At 32.8% G+C, this 20,322-nt stretch carries 19 protein-coding genes; 9 read left to right on the top strand and 10 right to left on the bottom strand.

Going from position 1 to position 20,322, the window contains the following annotated elements; genetic code table 11:
• Positions 1-10 precede the first annotated feature (10 nt).
• Entirely contained in the window at positions 11-670 is a 660-nt protein-coding gene (locus DG435_RS14405; protein WP_106792858.1) for a succinate dehydrogenase cytochrome b subunit, read from the bottom strand.
• A gap of 303 nt (positions 671-973) precedes the next feature.
• Between DG435_RS14405 and DG435_RS14400 the strand changes: the two genes are divergently transcribed.
• Genes DG435_RS14400 through DG435_RS14385 form a run of 4 tightly spaced genes read left to right on the top strand, consistent with a single transcriptional unit; the run spans position 974 to position 4,116 of the window.
• Positions 974-1,852, top strand: a complete 879-nt coding sequence (locus DG435_RS14400; protein ID WP_106792859.1) for an alpha/beta fold hydrolase — start codon at positions 974-976, stop codon at positions 1,850-1,852.
• Positions 1,853-2,356, top strand: a complete 504-nt coding sequence (locus tag DG435_RS14395; protein ID WP_106792860.1) for an RNA polymerase sigma factor — start codon at positions 1,853-1,855, stop codon at positions 2,354-2,356.
• Positions 2,349-2,945, top strand: coding sequence for a hypothetical protein (locus DG435_RS14390; protein WP_106792861.1), 597 nt, complete (start codon positions 2,349-2,351; stop codon positions 2,943-2,945). The genes DG435_RS14395 and DG435_RS14390 overlap by 8 nt, the downstream gene beginning before the upstream one ends.
• 25 nt (positions 2,946-2,970) lie before the next feature.
• Entirely contained in the window at positions 2,971-4,116 is a 1,146-nt protein-coding gene (locus DG435_RS14385) for a methionine aminotransferase (protein ID WP_106792862.1), read from the top strand.
• Positions 4,117-4,118: 2 nt separating this feature from the next.
• Here DG435_RS14385 and dinB read toward each other — a convergent pair whose 3' ends face one another.
• On the bottom strand, positions 4,119-5,225 hold the full coding sequence (gene dinB, locus DG435_RS14380; RefSeq protein ID WP_106792863.1) for a DNA polymerase IV: 1,107 nt from the start codon (positions 5,223-5,225) through the stop codon (positions 4,119-4,121).
• 98 nt (positions 5,226-5,323) lie between these two features.
• Here dinB and DG435_RS14375 point away from each other — a divergent pair, with 98 nt between their 5' ends.
• From DG435_RS14375 to DG435_RS14365, 3 genes are all read left to right on the top strand, one after another.
• Positions 5,324-5,791 (top strand): CYTH domain-containing protein, encoded by a 468-nt coding sequence (locus tag DG435_RS14375; protein ID WP_106792864.1) that lies wholly within the window; start codon positions 5,324-5,326, stop codon positions 5,789-5,791.
• 38 nt (positions 5,792-5,829) lie between these two features.
• Positions 5,830-6,903 carry an SH3 domain-containing protein gene (locus DG435_RS14370; RefSeq protein WP_106792865.1) on the top strand — a complete coding sequence of 358 codons (1,074 nt, stop codon included), beginning with the start codon at positions 5,830-5,832 and terminating at the stop codon, positions 6,901-6,903.
• A gap of 221 nt (positions 6,904-7,124) precedes the next feature.
• Entirely contained in the window at positions 7,125-8,030 is a 906-nt protein-coding gene (locus DG435_RS14365; RefSeq protein WP_106792924.1) for a hypothetical protein, read from the top strand.
• Positions 8,031-8,130: 100 nt separating this feature from the next.
• Here the strand turns inward: DG435_RS14365 and DG435_RS14360 are convergent, their stop codons facing one another.
• Both DG435_RS14360 and DG435_RS14355 read right to left on the bottom strand, forming a co-directional pair.
• Positions 8,131-8,532 (bottom strand): response regulator, encoded by a 402-nt coding sequence (locus tag DG435_RS14360; protein WP_234387105.1) that lies wholly within the window; start codon positions 8,530-8,532, stop codon positions 8,131-8,133.
• Positions 8,529-9,974 (bottom strand): PAS domain S-box protein, encoded by a 1,446-nt coding sequence (locus DG435_RS14355; protein WP_106792866.1) that lies wholly within the window; start codon positions 9,972-9,974, stop codon positions 8,529-8,531. The genes DG435_RS14360 and DG435_RS14355 overlap by 4 nt, the downstream gene beginning before the upstream one ends.
• Positions 9,975-10,385: 411 nt before the next feature.
• On the opposite strand from DG435_RS14355, the gene DG435_RS14350 reads away from it, so the two are divergent.
• Positions 10,386-12,107 (top strand): CHASE domain-containing protein, encoded by a 1,722-nt coding sequence (locus DG435_RS14350; protein ID WP_106792867.1) that lies wholly within the window; start codon positions 10,386-10,388, stop codon positions 12,105-12,107.
• Between the two features lie 89 nt (positions 12,108-12,196).
• The gene (locus DG435_RS14345) at positions 12,197-12,703 is read left to right on the top strand and encodes a YciI family protein (RefSeq protein ID WP_106792868.1); all 507 of its coding nucleotides are present in this window, start codon (positions 12,197-12,199) and stop codon (positions 12,701-12,703) included.
• A gap of 92 nt (positions 12,704-12,795) precedes the next feature.
• On the opposite strand, the gene DG435_RS14340 is transcribed toward DG435_RS14345, so the two are convergent.
• The 6 genes from DG435_RS14340 to DG435_RS14315 all read right to left on the bottom strand — a co-directional run bounded on the left by DG435_RS14340 (position 12,796) and on the right by DG435_RS14315 (position 20,274).
• Positions 12,796-15,078 carry a GEVED domain-containing protein gene (locus DG435_RS14340; protein WP_106792869.1) on the bottom strand — a complete coding sequence of 761 codons (2,283 nt, stop codon included), beginning with the start codon at positions 15,076-15,078 and terminating at the stop codon, positions 12,796-12,798.
• Between the two features lie 207 nt (positions 15,079-15,285).
• Positions 15,286-17,637, bottom strand: coding sequence for a penicillin-binding protein 1C (pbpC, locus tag DG435_RS14335; RefSeq protein WP_106792870.1), 2,352 nt, complete (start codon positions 17,635-17,637; stop codon positions 15,286-15,288).
• Positions 17,638-17,679: 42 nt separating this feature from the next.
• Positions 17,680-18,597 carry a bifunctional UDP-sugar hydrolase/5'-nucleotidase gene (locus DG435_RS14330; protein WP_106792871.1) on the bottom strand — a complete coding sequence of 306 codons (918 nt, stop codon included), beginning with the start codon at positions 18,595-18,597 and terminating at the stop codon, positions 17,680-17,682.
• Positions 18,587-19,357 carry a 5'-nucleotidase C-terminal domain-containing protein gene (locus DG435_RS14325; protein WP_106792872.1) on the bottom strand — a complete coding sequence of 257 codons (771 nt, stop codon included), beginning with the start codon at positions 19,355-19,357 and terminating at the stop codon, positions 18,587-18,589. Before DG435_RS14325 ends, DG435_RS14330 begins: the two co-directional genes overlap by 11 nt.
• An 81-nt stretch (positions 19,358-19,438) precedes the next feature.
• Positions 19,439-19,732, bottom strand: a complete 294-nt coding sequence (locus DG435_RS14320; RefSeq protein ID WP_106792873.1) for an antibiotic biosynthesis monooxygenase — start codon at positions 19,730-19,732, stop codon at positions 19,439-19,441.
• Between the two features lie 29 nt (positions 19,733-19,761).
• Entirely contained in the window at positions 19,762-20,274 is a 513-nt protein-coding gene (locus DG435_RS14315; protein ID WP_106792874.1) for a hypothetical protein, read from the bottom strand.
• Between the last annotated feature and the right edge of the window lie 48 nt (positions 20,275-20,322).

Below are 20,322 nucleotides of genomic sequence, written 5' to 3'. Positions count from 1 at the left end.
AGTGGTGTTTTTAATGAGTAAAATGAAGCACTAAGGCGATAACAATAAACCCTACAGGAATTACTATTGCAAAAGCTTTAGCAAACTTGGTTGCTGCTATAGAATATTTATTATTAAATCCTACAGATTGAAACGAAGATGCAAACCCATGCCACAAATGCAATGCTAAAAACACAAATGAAAGTGCATATAACCCAGTACGAATAGGGCTCTCAAATTTATGTAGTAATTCTGTATAATATCGTGTTGGATCTTCTGGTGCAAATTCTACATATTTATGTACTATTTCTGGAACCCAAAAGTCATAGAAATGCAACCCTAAAAATGCAAGAATCACTAATCCAGAATAAATCATATTTCTAGACATCCATGAAGAATTAGCTCCTCCACTATATTTCGCATACTTAACCGCTCTGGCATTCTTGTTTTTGATTTCTAATACAAAACCCATCACAAAATGAAAAACCACTCCAAAAATAAGTACAGGCTGCAATGCAAATTGAACTAGCGGATTTGTACCCATAAAATGAGATAACTCATTAAATGTATCTACGCTGAAAATTGAAGTAAAATTGATGGTAAAGTGTTGTAATAAGAAGAAAACTAAGAAAAGTCCCGAAAGTGCCATGGCTACTTTTCTAGCTATTGAAGATTTTATCAATCCACCCATTATTTAAAATGTTTAATTAGTTGTGAAGCAAAAATAGGGTTCAATGCTTTTTTAGCCAAGCTTTAGCATGGGTTTATTTCGCTATTTATAATGAATATAAAAAAGAAAGCGACTTAATTGATTATCTATCTCCAAATCGATTAATACTTTCTATTAAACTTTTATTTTCTAGCTATTTAACAAAAATGACAGTAGTGGTTAAAGATCTTAACAAATCGTATCTAGTATAAAAATATGCTAATAAAAAGTGTAATAAAATTATTACACTGGTACTAAAAGGGTAAATCATAAAAAATTTACATCATGAAAACTACATTATTTTCTTTCGCATTACTTTTGATGATCAATACATTTCAGGCTCAAAAAATTGAGCATTATGATTCATTTGATGTTTCGATTCAAGGTAGTGGAGAAACTTTGTTTTTAATCCCTGGATTATCATGTAGCTCAAATGTCTGGAACGAGACTATAAACGAATACAAAAATCAGTACAAAATCCATGCTTTTACTCTGGCAGGATATTCTGGTACAAAACCCATCACCGAAGATTCTATTCTTCCTATAATTCAAAAAGATTTAATTCAATATATCAACAAACACAAATCTGAAAATAGTATTTTAATTGGTCATAGTATTGGTGGTTTTATTTCTTTATTATTAGCAATAGAAGATGAAACTATCGTTTCAAAACTTATTATAGTCGATGCATTACCTTTCTTGGCAGGTGCCAATAACCCCAATATTACAGAAGAAATTATAAAATCATCATATTCATCAATGAAAGATACCTATATTCATTTGACAGATGAGGCTTTGCAACAAAATTTAAAAGCTACTCTTAATAGTATGATACGAGATAAAAGCAAGCTTAATGGGGTACTTAAAGATGCTATAAAATCAGATAGAAGAACTCTGGGGGTTACTATGTTTGAATTGATGAGTAATGATTTGAGAGCACCTATAGCTTCTATTAAAATCCCTACTTTGATACTGACAAATTGGAATGAGCCTATTGCACAAATGCCTAGTTTAACCAAGAAATCAAAACTTTCTATTTACAAACAACAATACCAAAATTGTTCTAATTGCACTGTAGAATTAATTGAAAAAGCAGAGCACTTTATCATGTTGGATAATCCTACGGCCTTTAATGAATCTGTTAAAAGTTTTATCAATAAGTAAATGGAAAACACTAACAGAGAATTACTGTTTAAAGAGATTGTCACACACCATAAAGATAAAGTCTATCGTATTTGTCATGCGTATTTATATGAAAGAGATTTAGTAGACGACCTATATCAAGATGTGTTAATTAATATTTGGAATGGTTTAAAGAATTTTAAAGGTAATGCTCAACTTACCACATGGTTATATAGGGTAACGCTAAACACTACAATTACCTTCAACAAAAAAAACAAAAAACATCAGCAAATAATTCGTAGGGGAGTTCCCGAAAGCATAGCAGAAACGATTGATACTAATACAACAGAACAAGAACACAAAATAAGCAAGCTAATGCAATGTATACAACTACTAAAAAAAGAAGAACGTATCATTATTAGTTTAGTACTTGAAGAATTAAGCTATAAAGAGATTGCAGATATATTAGGAATAGAAATCAGTAATGTAGGTGTACGAATAAACAGAATCAAAAAGAAACTTTTAAAAATATACAATAATGAGTGATTTTGAAGAATTAAAAAATGATTGGAAATCGGTTAATATATCAAACACAGAGATGAGTCAAAATCCAGATTCTTTATTAGAAAAGTTGAAAAAACTGAACAAAAAAATCCTTTTTAGTAATTTATTGACCAGCATTTTATTTGCTCCGACTTTTATCGTTTTAGGATGGTTATGGTCTGCCTATGATAGTGGAACCCCGCTTTTTTATGGTAGTTTATTAAGTATGGGTATTTTACTTCTGATAACTCTTGTAATACTTTGGTACAGGGTACTTTTCTGGAAAACTCCTGAGCTCAACAAAAATGTAACATCTTTTGCCAGAATAATGATTAAAAAACTATCCTATTACAAATGGATCACAAGTATGTATATGCCGGTTTATCTTATTTTACTGGCTTCTATTCTTTTCGTATATTTTCGGGTAGTTCTAAAAGGAGCTAGTTTTTGGTTTTCCTTTTGGGCCTATACACTTACCTTCTGCTGGGTACTAATTGTAGGGTTTATAAGTATGATGAAAAAGGTAAAGAAAAACAAAAAAGAAATTGATCCTGTTTTACAGGATTTAAGACAGATAAAAGAAATGCTTTAAATCAAAAATTGTACTATTTTTAAGCATGCAAAATATCAAATCCAAACTACCACAAGTCGGCACTACAATTTTTACAATAATGAGCAAAATGGCTCATCAATATGAAGCATTAAATCTATCTCAGGGCTTTCCAAATTTTGAGGCAAGTCCAAAACTAATTGATTTGGTAACTCAAGCCATGCAAAATGGATATAACCAATATGCACCAATGCCTGGATTGCTCTCTTTAAGAGAAGTTATTACTAAAAAAACCAACTCGCTATACGGCAGTAATTATCATCCTGAAACCGATATTACCATAACCTCTGGTGCTACACAGGCTATTTTTACTATTATTTCGGCTTTTATAAACCCTGGTGATGAGGTAATTATATTTAAACCTGCCTATGATTCGTATGAACCATCTATCGAATTATTCGGAGGAACGATCGTTCCGGTACAGTTGTCTGCGCCTCATTTTAGCGTAGACTGGCAAGAAGTAGCTGCTAAAATCACTTCTAAAACCAAAATGATCATTATCAATACTCCTCATAATCCCAGTGGAAGCGTTTTGTCTAAAGAAGATATGCTTCAATTAGAAAAATTAGTAAAGAATACGGATATTATTTTGTTGAGTGATGAAGTATATGAACATATTATTTTTGATGGCCAGGCACATCAAAGCGCTGCATTATTTCCTGGATTAGCAGAGCGTGCTTTTATTACTGCTTCTTTCGGGAAGACATTTCATACTACCGGTTGGAAAATGGGGTATTGCCTGGCTCCAAAAGAATTAATGACAGAATTTAGAAAAGTACATCAGTTTAATGTCTTTTCTAGCAGTCATCCTATGCAATACGCTTTGGCCGAATATTTAAAAGTTCCCGGAAATTATCTTTCCCTTCCTGATTTCTATCAAAAAAAACGAGATTTTTTCCTATCTATGATTACCGATTCTCGTTTTAAGTTTACTCCAGCATCCGGGACATATTTTCAGGTATTGGATTATTCTGCTATTACTAATGAAAGTGATGTAGCTTTCGCTGAAAGGTTAACCAAAGAATATAAGATTGCATCTATCCCGGTATCCGTTTTTAACTTGAATCAGAAAGATGATAACGTGCTACGTTTCTGCTTTGCTAAAACCGAAGAAACTTTAAAACGAGCCGCAGAGATTTTGTGTGAGATTTGAAATTAAAAATCAAATCGTAACTGAATAATCTCTATTTCTTCTTTTTCCTTTTCTTTTTTCTTCTCTTTACCAGTATTAAGATTAGAGAGTGAAATCCCTAATAATCGTACAGAGTTCTTCATCTTATCTTGATACAATAATTCTTTTGCAGTTTCTAATAAGATATCGGTATCGTTTACATAATAAGGTAATGTTTTACTTCGGGTTTGTAGCGTAAAATCACTATATCTGATTTTTAGAGTCACAGTTTTACCCGAAACCTTGCTTCGCTTAAGGCGTTTTTGAAGTTCTTCTGCGATACTTTCTAATCGCTCTAGCATATAAATTTCTGAAGCTATATTTTCGCTAAAGGTTCTTTCTGCCGCCAGGGATTTGCGCTCACGGTTGGGTTTTACCTCGCTTAAATGAATTCCTCTTACAATGCGATAGTAATGCCCTCCTGATTTGCCAAAATGCTGAGTAAGAAATTCTTCTGATTTTAATTTTAAGTCTTTTCCGGTATAAATCCCTATTTGATACATTTTAGCCTGAGTGACTTTACCAACTCCATAGAATTTTTTAACATCCAGACCTTCCAAAAACTCGATTACCTCTTCGGGGTTTACTGTTTTTTGTCCATTAGGCTTATTATAGTCACTTGCTACTTTGGCAATAAACTTATTGATTGATATTCCTGCAGAAGCAGTTAATCCAACCTCATCAAAAATCTGTTTTCTGATTTCCTGGGCAATTAGTGTTGCACTGGGGTTTCCTTTTTTATTCTCGGTAACGTCTAGATAGGCCTCATCCAGGGATAAAGGTTCTACCAGATCTGTATACTCAAAGAATATTTTTCTGATTTTAGAAGAAATTTCTTGATACCGATCAAATCGAGGTCTAACAAAAATTAGATCAGGGCAAAGTTTCCTAGCTTTAAAACCAGGCATTGCAGATCGTACACCAAATACACGGGCCTCATAACTAGCTGCACTAACCACACCTCGTTTTCCTCCTCCTCCAACGGCCAATGGCTTCCCTCTAAGTTCGGGATTATCCAATTGCTCTACCGAAGCATAGAATGCATCCATGTCTACATGTATGATTTTTCTATATGTACCCGACTCTTCCACTTTACAAAAATAATAGATATTGATGATTCAAATTATAATATCTTTATCTCTAATTATAAAAAATTTCTACATCGTCGGAAATAACCGAATAATGAATCATGATTGAAATAGAACGCAAATTCCTGGTAACCTCTGAAACTTTTAAAAATGAAGCACAAAAAAGCACTCGTATTATACAGGGGTTTCTAAATACTGACCCAGAACGAACAGTTCGTATTCGAATCAGAGGAGAATACGCCTTTATTACTGTAAAAGGAATTGGCAACATTTCGGGGACTTCTCGATTTGAATGGGAAAAAGAAATTGATGTATCAGAAGCAGAACAATTGATGCTTTTATGTGAAAAAGGAATCATCGAAAAAATACGATATGAAATCTCTCTAGGAAACCACACCTACGAAGTCGATGAATTCTTTGGAGAAAACAAAGACCTCATTATAGCCGAAATTGAATTAGAAGACGAAAATGAAACATTCCTAAAACCAGATTGGTTAGGAGAAGAAGTTACGGGGAATCAAAAATATTATAATTCTCAATTAAGTAAAAAACCATACACAACCTGGTGAACTATTTTCTATTTCAAAATAATTTAAAAACTAATGAAATGAGGAAATTTTTAAATCTCATAATGCTTCTACTTGTTGTTATTCCTTTCCTAAATTGTAAGGATACCAGAAGTACAAAAAATCAACAGGTTCAGGATAAAATCGATCACCAAAACAATACAGAATCAACCTCAGAAAAAGTTAAAAATACCGTATTTTATTATGTAACTGCGACTAGCGGACTTAGTGTACGAAGACAACCTGATATTAATGCCGAAAAGATAAGTACTTTGGATTATGGGACTCCTGTTGAAATTATCGAAGAAACGGATCACGCTTTTCAGGTTAAGGAAGACACAAAAACTATTGATGGTAAATGGGTGTTGATATATTCAAAAGAAATAACTACAATAAAAGGTTATGTTTTTGATGGATTCTTAACCACAAAAAACCCTATGCTTTATCGATTATCCAACTCCGATTTAAAGTTCATCGATTCTTATGATGGGGAGAGTGATTTTGATCTGGATAATTATCTCACTTTAGAACTAATCTCCAAAAAAACTTATGAGGAGTTAAAGAAAAATCAAAAAAACAGCTTCACAATTAGAGAAGATACGTTAGAGATAAAAAAAAACAATGGAACGATTACCCTACCAACTAGCAAAGGATTAATTACACTTACAGATGAGGTTCCTGATATGGATGCAAAGCATTATAAATATATAGGAACAATCGACAGTCTAAATGCATACGTAGTTTGTCAAAGTGAATATGGCTCAGGCGAATATGGTTCAGGAGATTCTTATATTCTAATTGATAAAAACACTGGTAAAAAGCACTCTTTTCCTGAAAAACCAATCATCTCACCAGATAAGAAAAAAATTATTAATGCTTTTATGGGTGTATTTGAGATAGAACCTACAAATTTTTATTTATATGATATAGAAGAAGATAACTATGTAAAGAGATTATCAGTTTCTTTTCAAAAATGGTTGCATTCTTACGAAGACAATAGTGTTTTTTGGATTAACAAAGACGAGTTTTGTATGAAGGTAATGTCGTTACGGCTTGGAGAAAATGAAGGATTCAAAGAGTATTACCATCAATATGTGAAAATAAAAGTATTATAATTGATTACTATTTTGGTAAAACAAATAGGTAAAATCTTAATACGTTTTCTCAATCAAGTAAAAAACCAAACTATTTATGGTAAAAAAGTAAGGCCAATAGGTCTTTGACTTCAATTAACATTGCCTTAATAAATCTTAACAAAAGAGTAACATATAGTATTGGTAAGGTGAACTGGATGAGCACGGCTAAGTCTACTTATTTATTAACCAAAATTACAGTTATGTTACACAAATCTAAAAGATCCCTAATAGGGATCACATTATGTATTTTACCATTTTTAAATGCCATAGGGCAGATTCCTGTAAATGGATTTTATCCTAAAAAGAATTCTTTTACATTAGCTCCTAGTTATGGATACAAAAGTTATGATCAGTTCTATAGGGGATCTACTTTATCTGAAGGAAATCCTGCTGGTTTAGGAGAAATTTCTTCATCTATTATCTCTTTTTATAGCCAATATGCCATCACAAATTGGTTATCTACAACTCTTACCTTACCATACATTAGTGTCGAAAGTGAAGATGGAGCACTTGATCCCGTTCAAAATGTAGCTCAGATAGATGGTATTCAGGATTTAGGAATTTTTCTAAAAGCTAAAGTTTTGGAGAAAAAATTCGACAACTCTTCTCATATAACCTTGGGAGGTGCTTCTGGAGTTACATTTCCTGTAGGAAATTATAAAGGAGGGGGTGTACTTTCTCTTGGCAATGAAGCTACCACTGTTAATGGCTCAGCTATATTTCAGTATAGTACACCGTTTAAAATATTTAGCGAACTACAATTTGGGTATAGTATACGTAACAGCAATAATTTTGATATTCCTAATGCCATGTTGTATAGTGCCAAAATAGGGTACTATAATGAGTTTCTTTATGTACATGCAAAACTCAACATACAAAACTCTATGTCGGGATATGATATTGGCACCCCAGAATTTGGCAACGCAGGAGGGCCAGCTATTTTACCTGAAACTGAAGTAGATTTCACGAATCTTTCTTTTGATTTTTATGTTCCTGTTTATAAAAATGCTTTAGGTGTTTCTGCCGGATACGGCACTACTCTAGATGGTAGAAATTATAATAAAGAATCCGTTTTTTCATTTGGATTAGTATATACTTCTCGATAGTATTTGGTATAGAATAACTCCCATCAAATACAATATATGTTTGATAACTCCATCAAACATATATTGTATTTGATAGTAATAGAAAACCTAGTGCACTATATCAGACGTTTTCTAATAATGACTCTAATTGTTCTTCATTAATGGGTTTAATTAGATATCCAGAAACTAATTCAAATTTTTTAGCTCTTTCTTTATCTGTAGGGTTTTCTGATGATGATAAGATATAGATAATAATCTCTTTCTTTATATCTGGAGTGATTGTAATAAACTCATCTAAAAATCCCCATCCATCCATAACGGGCATATTTATATCCAGTAAAATTAAATCTGGTAACTTCTCTATTTTTCCTATTGTTGATCTTATGAAATTAATCCCCTCTTCTCCATTAGAAAACACAAGTAGTTTTTGATTAGGACTAAGCTTATGTACAATCTTTTTTATAATAAACTGATGAATATTATCATCATCTATAAGACATAAAATATGGTTCTCCTTAATCATAACACAATATTTATAGTGAATTTAGTTCCTTTATCAAGCTCGCTATCAATGGCTATTGTTCCTTTTAAGGCTTCAATTTGAGATTTGATTATAAAAAGCCCCAACCCTTTGGCATTAGCATTTTTATGAAACGTTTTTCTAAACCCAAACACTTTGTCTCCATATTTATTTAAATCAATCCCCAAACCATTATCTCTAAATATTAGTTGAACTCTATTATTTATTTTTTCTGAAGAAATATAAATGACAGGCTTTCTTTTAGAAGAGCAATATTTTAGAGAGTTTGAAATAAGATTAAGAAATATACTTCTTAGATAAGCAATCGAATAAGAAATTTCTTCAATTTCAAAATTAGTAATGATTTTTGCCTGAGTCTCCATGATTTTTGCACTTAATTGCCTTTTTACCTCAATACATGTTTCTTGAAGAGAGATATTTTGAATAGTCATATCAGTAGATTCATTAATCTGCACCACATTTATCAAATCTTTCATTGTTTTATTAAGTACTTCTGCAGAATTTTTGATCATGTCGGTATAGTTCATTTGTTCTTTTGTAAGAGTACTGTCCTCTAAAAATTTGGTAAGCATAAAGATATTAGCAACTGGAGATCTTAAGTTATGAGAAGTAATATAGGCATAGTCCTCTAATTGCTTATTTTTTGCTATCAATTCTTGTAATGTCGCTTCTATTTTTTGTTCTTGTCTGATTGCTTTTGTAATATCTCTGGCAATTCCAAATACTTCTCCAGTATGATCCAATGCGGTGGCATTCCAATCTAACCAAACAATTTCTCCTGTTTTAGTAAGGTATCTATTCCTAAAATTAAATATAGTAGTGCCATCAAATTGTTTTGCGGCTTCTGCAACAGTATTTTGTCGATCATCTGGATGAACAAATGTTAAATAAGGACTATCCATTAACTCTGTTTCGGTATACCCTAAAGTTTTACTCCATTGTGGGTTTAATTTGGTAAAATACCCTTCAGGATTTGAAATGGTTATTAAATCCTGACTTAGGTTAAATAGATCTTCTAATTGTCTATTTTTAAGCTTTAAAGCAATTAAATCTGCTTCTACAGAAGATTTTTCTAATTTTTTTTGAGTTATATCTTTTGCAATTAGCAAAAACCCTTCTTCATATCCTATTTTGGTTATAATCCATTCAAACCATATAATATCACCCATTTTACTAATAAGCCTAATCTTGAATGGCTCAGAATTAGAAGTTTGCAGTCGACGCTCGATTGCCTGTTTGGCTTTACTCCTATCTTCATAATGCACCAAAGTTAAATAAGGAATACTTAACAATTCCTTTTTGCCATACCCTAGTAAAACAGACCATTGAGGGTTTGACTCAACAAAATATCCATTATCATTTACTATTGTGATAAGATCATTATTTAGTACATTTTTTTTTATATATACAGAACTTGTTTTCATCGTATTATCATTACAGTATTATATGAAATTTTGACATTGGAGTTTACTAATGAGGTAGCCTAATAAAACTATCATTGTAGTTATTTCTTTTTTAATATTTAGATATTAAAAAACCAGTCTCAGGGTAAGGTAAAACATTAGAGGGTAATCGGGATATAATGTTTGTATTAAAGTTACTATAATAACTCAACATAAACAACTGTAAGTCAATAATAAAAAAAATAAAATTTACACCTTCTATTAATCATAATCCACATAATAATTACTATCTTTAAATTATCCCTATTAAGAAAATTACCCCCTATTAAGAATTCAGAAGCTTATATCCCTTTTTAAAACACCTGAAGAGTTCTTTCTTTTTACTGCTACAATCCCATTAATATAAAAGGTTTATTGAGCTTCTAAAAAATTATGAAAAGAAAACAATATTATTTAAAGTCTCTTATTGATTCTAAATATTGTATTCCTGTTATTTGGGCTATAGGGTTATCACTCTCCATACTTCTAGCAAGATCTTATTATATACTTGAGCAAAAAAAAATTGAAATAAAATTCAAGAATGAAGTTGATCAATTTGCAGCATCTCTTCACAGAGAATTTGAGTTAAACCTAGAATCTTTACATACCCTATCTACATTATTTAAATCAAACAAAAACCCTAGTTATCAAACATTTATCACAGAATCCCAGTCTATACGTAAAAGAAATAGTAGCTTTTTGGCTTTAGAATGGATTCCCTGGGTAAAACATGAAATGAGATCTCTTTATGAAAAAAATCATCAACAAGAATTTTCTGATTTTAGGTTTACAGAAAAAGACAGTTTTAATCAATTGATAAATGCAAAAATCAGAAAAGAATATTTTCCTGTTTACTATGTTGATCCTCTCACAAAAAACAAAAATGCTTTCGGATATGATTTGGCTTCAGAAAAAGAGCGATATAACACTCTAAAATCCTCACGGCTAATGGGCAAACCTCTTATCAGTGGAAATATAAAACTAGTACAAGAAAAAACAAACCCAGAAGGATGCTTAGCTTTTCTACCTATTTTTAATGAAAATAAGTCTGAAAAAAACTATAATCCAGAAAATCTTAAAGGGTTTGTACTTGGGGTTTTTAAATTTTCGAAAATCTTTGAAGCTGCTAATAACGCCAATATACCTAAAGAAATCCAGGTGATGTTGCTCAACCAAAAAAATGAAACCTCTAAAGACACCTTATTCACCTATCAATCTGCACAGGTCAATACCCAAATCAATTTCAACCATCAATTTGATTTACCAGTTTTATGGGGGAAAAAATGGGTGTTGGTCGCTGATCCTACAAGTACGTATATAAAAAATGAAAGAACAGCTTATCCTTTAATCATTCTAATAGCAGGAATAGTATTCACCTCTTTACTTGTATTGCTTTTTTATTTGTTCTCTAAAAGAAACACTCAGCTAACGCAACTTAATATCATGAAGTCAAAATTCCTGTCCTTAATATCTCATGATGTAAGAGGAGGAATAGGAACCATGGACGTTCTTCTAAAACTAGTACTGGAAGATTTTGAGAATTATGACAAAACTCAATTGAAGGAAATTATAAAATCTATTGAGCAAAACACCAACTCTATTCATTTTACTTTAGAAAACCTTATTAGTTGGTCTAAAAATGATTTATTAGCGTTAAAACCAGAAAAATCTTTATTTAGTATTACCGAATTATTTGAAAATATCACTGAATATTTTCAGCCTATTATAAATCTGAAAAATCTAAAATTTTCTACACATTACTTTACCAATGACACTTATATTCATGCAGATAAGAACATGATTTTAGCTAGTTTAAGAAATATCATTTCTAATGCTATAAAATACACTCAAAAAGGAGGAGAAATTCAAATACGACTACTTCAAACCAAAACCAAACATCTCATTGAAATTGAAGACACAGGAATCGGTATGAACCCTCATGAATTAAAAAGACTTTTTGAATACAATACCACACATAAAAAAGAAGGTACCGGAGGAGAAAGTAGTACAGGTATAGGTTTAATGATTACCAAAGATTTTTTAGACATGAATAATGCTAAGGTTCAGGTAGATAGTGCTCTTGGTAAAGGCACCACATTTAAAATTACCATCTAATTCTATTTTAGTTACTAAATTGGTAACACTACCAAATTCAAGTAAAATTCTTTATTTTAACCTCAGAAATGACTAAATAATTCATTGAAATGAAAAAACTACTCATATTTTTCGCTTTACTATCCCTTTTCTCTTGTAAGCAACAACCTAAAGAAGAAAGCACGCTGCAATCGAAGGATACAAAAGGAGTTACCGAAGAAATAAAACCTTCAGTAAAATCAATCAAGGAAAAATTAAAAGAAAACGGGTTTAAGATCTTTGACTACATAGATGAAGAAACTGGTGATACCGTGATTATGCAACAATATTTTATTGCTTTCTTAAAAAAAGGCCCCAATCGTTCTCAAAGTAAGGAAGAAGCAGATAGTTTACAAAAATTACATCTTGGTCATCTTGGTAAAATGTATAAAGAAGGGTATGCTGATATTTCGGGGCCTTTTGGGGATGATGGTGATATTCGTGGAATCACAATTTACAATACACCAACACAAAAAATGGCAGATAGTCTGGCTAATATGGATCCTATGGTAAAATCCGGGCGTTTAATGATCGAAATACATCCTTGGTGGGCAGCAAAAGGATTTCCTTTGAGATAAGTATAAATTTAAAAAGAGTGGAGCTCCTGATTACATTCAGGAATCCCACTCTTTTTTCAGTATTTTACGTACTAGCTAGCTTTAGTTTGACTTTATCGCTTTACAAAACGTTTAGTATATTGATTATTTCCATCTGTGAATTTCAGAAAATAAATTCCTTGTTTCAAATGCCCAACATCTATAGTGGATTTATTTTCACCTGATATTGAGATAATTGTCTTTCCTAAAATATCTATTACAGAATACGAGATTTCTTTTGATTCTGTATTGAAAGATATATTAAGTATATCTCTAGCCGGATTAGGATAAAGTGTTACATTATTATTTTGTTTAGCAGTTAGTGATCCACCAATCACAACAGTATAATCTTCGACTTCGCCATAATTAAATGATCCACAAGAAGAAGGAGATGTATTATATCTCATAATAACTCGCATTCTAGTAGTTCCATTGGTAGCAGATGACGGCACTGTAAAGCTTCCGCTTACGGTTGCGTTTTGAGTTGCAGATTGTGTCCAGACTTGTTCTCCGGCATCTGTAAAATCACCATCTTGATTATAATCTATCCAGACTCTATATGCTTCACTATATGTTGTGCCTGTCCAGGTAGGTGTTACCGTAATCGTAGTTGAACTTCCTTTAGATAGATTTGTCGATTCTGATGTAAAATCACTATATCCTCCGCTTCCAGCGGTAGAAGTTTTATCAATAGATCCTATTTGAACCCTACTGATATATTCTTCAGAAGCATTATTTCCATTTGCAGAACAATAGGTAACTCCACCACCACCTGTAGTGGTTACATTAACTGTATTACTAAATCCAGAAATGTTTCCAGCTGCATCTTTGGCCTTTACTCTAAATTGATATGCTGTATTAGCCGTTAATCCGGTAATGTTTGCTGAAGTACCGGTTACCGATGTGGCTATTGAATTACCTTGATACACATCATACCCAGTTACACCTACGTTATCGGTAGCAGCAGTCCAGGAAAGTGACACAGAGGTTGCTGCAACATTAGAAGCACTTAATCCAGCAGGAGCAGAAGGCGCCTGTGTGTCTCCACCACTGCCAGGGTTATATCCATTCACTATTTTGGTAGTACATCCAGGAGCCAGCCACTGACAAATATTTGGATAGGTTACAGACAAACGACCATACCAATCTGAACTATTATTTCCACAAGCAGCACCACCACCGTGTAACTGACCAACTATTCTTTTGTTTTGATCAAATAATCCTGAACCCGAAGATCCTCCTTCAGTAGTTCCATCATCCCAATCAAGAACTCTCCAGTGAGTTGTACCACTAGCACCTCCATAACCAGAGATTGTAGGTGCATCATTATCAAATGATATTTTTTTAACATCTCCTGCCGGATGATGAATACCTGTAGTTTGAGTAGGAGTACTTCCTGTTGCATCCCATCCCGAATAATAAACATTATAACTTGAAGGTGGTGTAGAAGAAAGTTTTAATAATGCATAATCAGAACTTGAACCGCTATCCATTGTCTGCGAACCAGATATAGATTGACTTGTTGACCCGTCTGAATTGCTACATCCAGGGGAATCATAATTAAATACAAAAACCCAGTTGGTTACTGTCTGACCAGAAGTACAGTGGTTTGCAGTTAAAAAATATGGTGTCCCGTTATTAGCAGTGTTATTAACTAAAGACCCAGAGCACCATCTGGTTCCGTTTCCTAGTATCACCAGCGCAACAGATCTAATCTGATCTCTCCAGGGATCTCCCTCGGCACAAGCTACATTATTATTACAAGATCCAGAACTACCAAAGCCTTTTGCCATGCTCATTATTCCTTTATAATCATGGGCAACTGCAGAAATATTTAAATCTGGTTGTTGTTTTACCAGAGCTGGTTGAAAATATTCTACTATAATTTTGTCTCCTTTTACAGGAGCTAAACCCAATCGTTTTGAGTTTTTATTATTAGCAGAAGTAAATGCTCCACGAACATCGGATTTATCTTTGTTATAGACAAATAATTTACCTCCCTCTGGAATTTTAAAATTCGAAAAGGTGAGATTAAGTGACAGTGCTCCTTTGGATTCAATCTCAATCAACCAATAACGATCACCTTTTGAATTGGTATACCATTTTCCCGAATTTTTTGGATTAAGATTCGTTTTATGAGCATACGCAAAACGCATTGGTACGTCTTTACTTGATTCTAATGCATCTTCCTTTAGTAATTTTGCTATATCTAGCTTAGGTAATGTAACACCAGGAATTTGGCTTGATTTTGAAACACGTTCATTCGAGAACAAGGGTTCTCCTCCTTGGCCTATTTGGGAATAGGCGGTAATGCTTGAACATAATGCTATGACAAGCAATAAAATTGCATTTTTCATTGGTTTTAAGAGTTAAGTTGAGTTATACGTTAATTATTAACGCTAGCTAGTCTGTAAAATGTTGATTCTAAGATACTAAGATCGCTGTTCAAAATTTAACAAATTTATTAATTTAACACAAAATTGCAATATTTTACATTTTTATTAACAAGTGTATTTTAACTACTTACGGGAAAAAAGCAGAGTAATTATGGGCTTAAATCAAAATCATTCTTTGATTTCCATTTTTCGCTTTAATTCATTTCCTTTTTCGTCTAAAACAGTAATAACATGTACTCCCGGTTTTGGAGCCACAGCCATTTCATGAAACTGCTTTGTTGTTCCGATAAATTCATTGTCAACATACCAAAATACTCGAGTTTCTGGATTTGTATGCGCAATTTTAAGAATTACCTCATTGGTTTTACCATCAAATCCTTTAGGTAAATACACACTACTATTGGCCTTTGGAAAGATGAAATCCATTCGTTCCTGAGATTCTTTTATACAGTCCGGTCGATAAGGCGGTAAAGAACGATAATCTGCATTACCTGTTTTAAAAAAATACTCTTGTAACGGAGGTAGTACAAACCAAGATTCATGAATGATATTGGTAACAGGTTCACAAGAAGAATTTACTCTGTATTGCTTTGCGGTATCCAGGTGCACTAATTGATGATATGGGCAAGGTTTGGTCCTGGTTCCTGAAACAGGAACATCCATTTGTTTGGTTGGGCAGTTGCTACCCGCCAGAAAACCACTTTTAGTACAGACTGTTACAGTAATCAGATCATCATACGGAGCAGGGAACCATTTAGATTTTGGCAATAGATTAAACACATCAAATAAAACGGGTGCAGCCGAATTTAATCCTGTGAGTTCTGGTCTTCCTTCTCCATCGGCATTGCCAATCCAAATTCCTACTACATATTTTTGGCTGGCACCGATTGCCCAGGCGTCTCTGTTACCAAAACTAGTTCCTGTTTTCCAAGCAATCTCTCTCGAAGAATCATAGAATTCCCAGGCCTCATCACCTTCTGGTCGGTTTACTTTTTTCATAGCCTCAAAAGTTAACCAAATACTTCCGGCACCATACACTGGTTTTTGTTGTGTGCTTTTACCAAAGTCTACTTCTCTATCGGCCAAAACAATTGGTTCTGTAAATTCTTGAGTAAAATATTCACTAGATGTGCTTTGATAGTGATTTAACGTGCCCGCAAAGCCAGCATATGTTTTGCTAAGATCCCAAAGATTTCCTTCTGCTCCTCCAACAATCAATGACAATCCATAATGGTCCGCTCCATATCTCAAATCTCTGATACGAAACGCATTCATCTCATCTCTAAATCTTTGCAATCCATACTGTTGCAATAACCGAACTGCTGGTATATTTAAAGAACGTGCCAAAGCTCGATTTGCCGGAGCAGCACCGCTATAACCTTCATCAAAATTCTTGGGGTTATATCCCGAAATTACTGTAGGGATATCAGAAACTAATTGTTCTGGTAACAATTCGCCTTTATCCATCATTGCGGCATATAACAATGGCTTTAATGTACTTCCTGTGCTACGCCCTGCCTGGATAATATCTACATCTTTTTGATGTGCTCTATCGGTTGGTGAATTTCCTATATAACTTAACACTTCTCTGGTATCAACATCTAAAACCAAAACTGCCATATTATGCACTTCATTTTGTTTTAATACCTCATGATGTTTTCTAACTACTCGATTAACTTGTTTTTGTAGTATTGGATCAATTGTAGTTTGTACTCTTTTACCATCATGTTCTTTAGCTAATTTCTCTAACAAATGCGGAGCTATTTGTGGCAAAAAATAAGGTTTTGGGGGTAATGTTTCACTTATTGATAGTTCGTATGTTAATGAATCGATTGTCTCTTCTTCTAAAAGGGTATGAAGCAATCGATTTCTTTTCTTTAATAATCTAATTTGATTTTTTCCAGGATAGATTAAGGAAGGCGCATTAGGTAATACCGCAAGTGTTGCGGTCTCTGCCCAGGATAATTGATGAGCTGGTAAACCAAAATAACGCCAGGCCGCCATATCGATTCCCACTACGTTACCACCAAAGGGAGCATGAGAGGCGTATAGTTTCAAAACCCTTTCTTTAGAAGTTCCAAACTCCAGTCGTGTGGCCAATACTAATTCTTTTAATTTTTCAAAATAGGTGCGTTTTTTACCTTTTCGTGCCAAACGAATAACCTGCTGAGTGATAGTACTTCCTCCTCTAACCACTTTACCTGCATTAATATTTTCGCTAATTGCTTTCCCCATCGCTACTGGGTTGAATCCGAAATGTCTATAAAATTGCTGATCTTCAAATGCGATGATACACCGTTTGAATTTTTCGGGCACACTATCGGTTTCAGGGAAACGCCATTGTCCATCGGTTGCAATTTTAGCACCTAATAATTCTCCGCTTCTGGTCTCAATTACTGTAGCAGTTGGATCATTAAATAGTGGTCTTGGTAATAAAAAGTAATATATAACCAATACTACTCCAAGGATTATGAAGCGTTTTGGATGAGTTTTTATGTAGTTTCTTACGTTTTTAAACAATGTGTACTATGGATAAATCTATAAATTATTCAAAAAAATATTTTAAACCTCTATTGACCTTCCTTCTACTGTTTTACTCCCATTGGTATCAAAATAAAAATCAATTTGCCCCATATACACTCCACTTTTACCACATTGATTGACGAGCACTTTTTCTCCCACTAAATTGTCTATAATAACTGGTTTCGGTAATAATGTATGTGTATGACCGCCTATAATCAAGTCGATATCTTTTGTCTTTTTGGCCAGATGAAGGTCAGAAACTTTATCTTGAGCATTTTTATAATCATATCCAATATGAGAAAGGCAAATTACAAGATCGCAATGCTGATCTTCTTTTAATACCCTCGTGATATCTTGAGCAATTTCAATAGGGTCGAGATATTGGGTTTCTTTATATAAATTTTTATTCACTAAACCTTCCAGTTCTATTCCTAAACCAAAGACTCCAATTTTAATCCCATCTCTAACTAATATTTTATATGGTTTTACTATGCCATCAAGCACCGTATTTTTAAAATCATAATTGGCCGATACAAAATCAAAAGTGGCATTAGGTAATTGGCTTAGTAATCCATCTATTCCATTATCAAAATCATGATTCCCTATCGTTGCAAGATCATAGTTTAGTTTTGACATCAGTTTAAATTCAATTTCACCCCCGTAATAATTAAAATATGGAGTGCCCTGAAAAATATCCCCTGCATCTAATAAAATGGTGTTTGGATTTTCTTTTCGTACTTTTTCTATGATCGATGCTCTTCTGGCAAACCCTCCTAATCCTGGGTATTTATAATGATTGTTTGGTAGTGGATCAATCTGACTATGCACATCATTGGTATGTAGTACTGTTATCTTTTTTGATACTGGTCTAACACAAGATACTAAACTCACTCCTCCTAAACTAGCAAAAGCTGTTGCCGAGACTATTTTCTGTATAAATATTCTTCTATTCTGCATATCTCATTCTTTTATCTAGTTGTACTTTTAATGTATCTATTGATTTAAAATAATCGATTAGTGCATTTCTGAATTTATAATCTGTTTTATATAATTGTATAGGATCTTTAAAGAAATTCATACTATCTCCCCCTTGTTGTAAATAATCTGTAGTAAGCACTAAATAGGTTTTACCGTTTTGTAATGATTTACCATTAATAATTAATTTTTGCACTTCTTTTGATTGCTTTACAATACTGAGTCGTAAATTAGAAACAGGGTGTGCCCGTTGTTTTTCGACCAAATAAGAAACTAACTCCTGTACTTTTTCATAAGATAATTCTACTACTACCAATTCATTTTCAAAAGGCATTACTTCAAAGGCTGTTCTAGCAGTTACCGGTCCTTTTAGTATTGGTGCCCTCATACCCCCATGATTTAATAATACAAAATCAATTTCTTTATTATATCTTTTTTTAAAAATCGGTTCTACCTGATGTAAAGAAATATCTGCTGTAAGGTTACCCAATTTGCTTTCTAATTCTCCATCGTGTTTAGTTAAATCTACTGAAGCAATACACAGTGTAGCATCCAAAGTTTTATTTAAATGATCTCGGAAAGGTGTAATAAATGAATCTATAGCTTTATCTGCAATTATTGTAGAATCAATTTTTTGCTGAATTGCTGAGATCTTATTTACAGAAACCGATTGTTGCTTACAGGAATAAATACTTATCAAGCAAAAAAGGCCTGTTAAGAGTTTATAAAACTTAGTATTCATATATTTTCGACTTTTCAACAATGGTAATAAAAAAAACAGTATGCTGCTTTATGGTTAAGTTAAAATAACCGCTTTGCTACATCAAGATAATATTGATGCATAATGTTGCACCAGAGGAAAAGGATCATAAAAATGATGTAATAATTTTTTCCATTCCTGATATTCTTCAGATTTTCTAAAACCTGTTTCATGATCTTCTATCGTTTCCCATTCTACCAACAATACATATTTGTCATTTTCTTCTATGCATTTCAATACATCATGCCTAATATATCCTTTCATAGCAGAAATGATTTTTTGCGCTTCGTTAAAAGCTTGCTCAAAAGCTTCTGATTCTCCAGGTTTTATATATAAAATTGCTTGCTCTAAAATCATTATTTTATCAACTATTGCGGTAACAATTTTTATTTACTTAAAATGGTTTCTATTTTATCTAATGAAATTTTATTTATGTTTTTGGAATATGTTCCATATACCATCTTTTTTTTAAGATTAACATCCAAAAAACCAGTCTCACATGAAAAGAAATCATAATCATCCATTTTTCCATTTTCAGAGTCCTTCCAAATTTTGTTTGGGGCAATCAAATAATGGTTCCCTATCTTAAAATGATCTGTATATGGCCGACATAGCATTCCGTTATCTCCCCAAATTTGAATGACTTTACGAGTATCTTCACCTTTATATTTTTTAATAACTTCTACTTTCATTGCTAAAGGCATTTTCTTCAATTTTCCATCATCTTCATATTCTAAAAATTCAGAATACTCAATTACTTTTACCATAGCAACAAACCCTCCTGTCGAAACTGAGGAAAATGAGCAATCTCCCTTGCAATCACAATCACATGCAATGACTTGAGAAGAATACAATCCTATGGCAAAGAGAGCTATGTATTTAAGCAGGTGTTTTTTCATAATATTTGTATTATTTTTAATTAGGATTAAAGAGGCTGTTCTGTAACC

Origin of the sequence: Aquimarina sp. Aq78 (genome assembly GCF_900299525.1) — a bacterium.
Classification (GTDB): domain Bacteria; phylum Bacteroidota; class Bacteroidia; order Flavobacteriales; family Flavobacteriaceae; genus Aquimarina.
The sequence above is the reverse complement of the archived record's forward strand: the minus strand, read 5'-3'. Positions and strand labels throughout refer to the sequence as shown.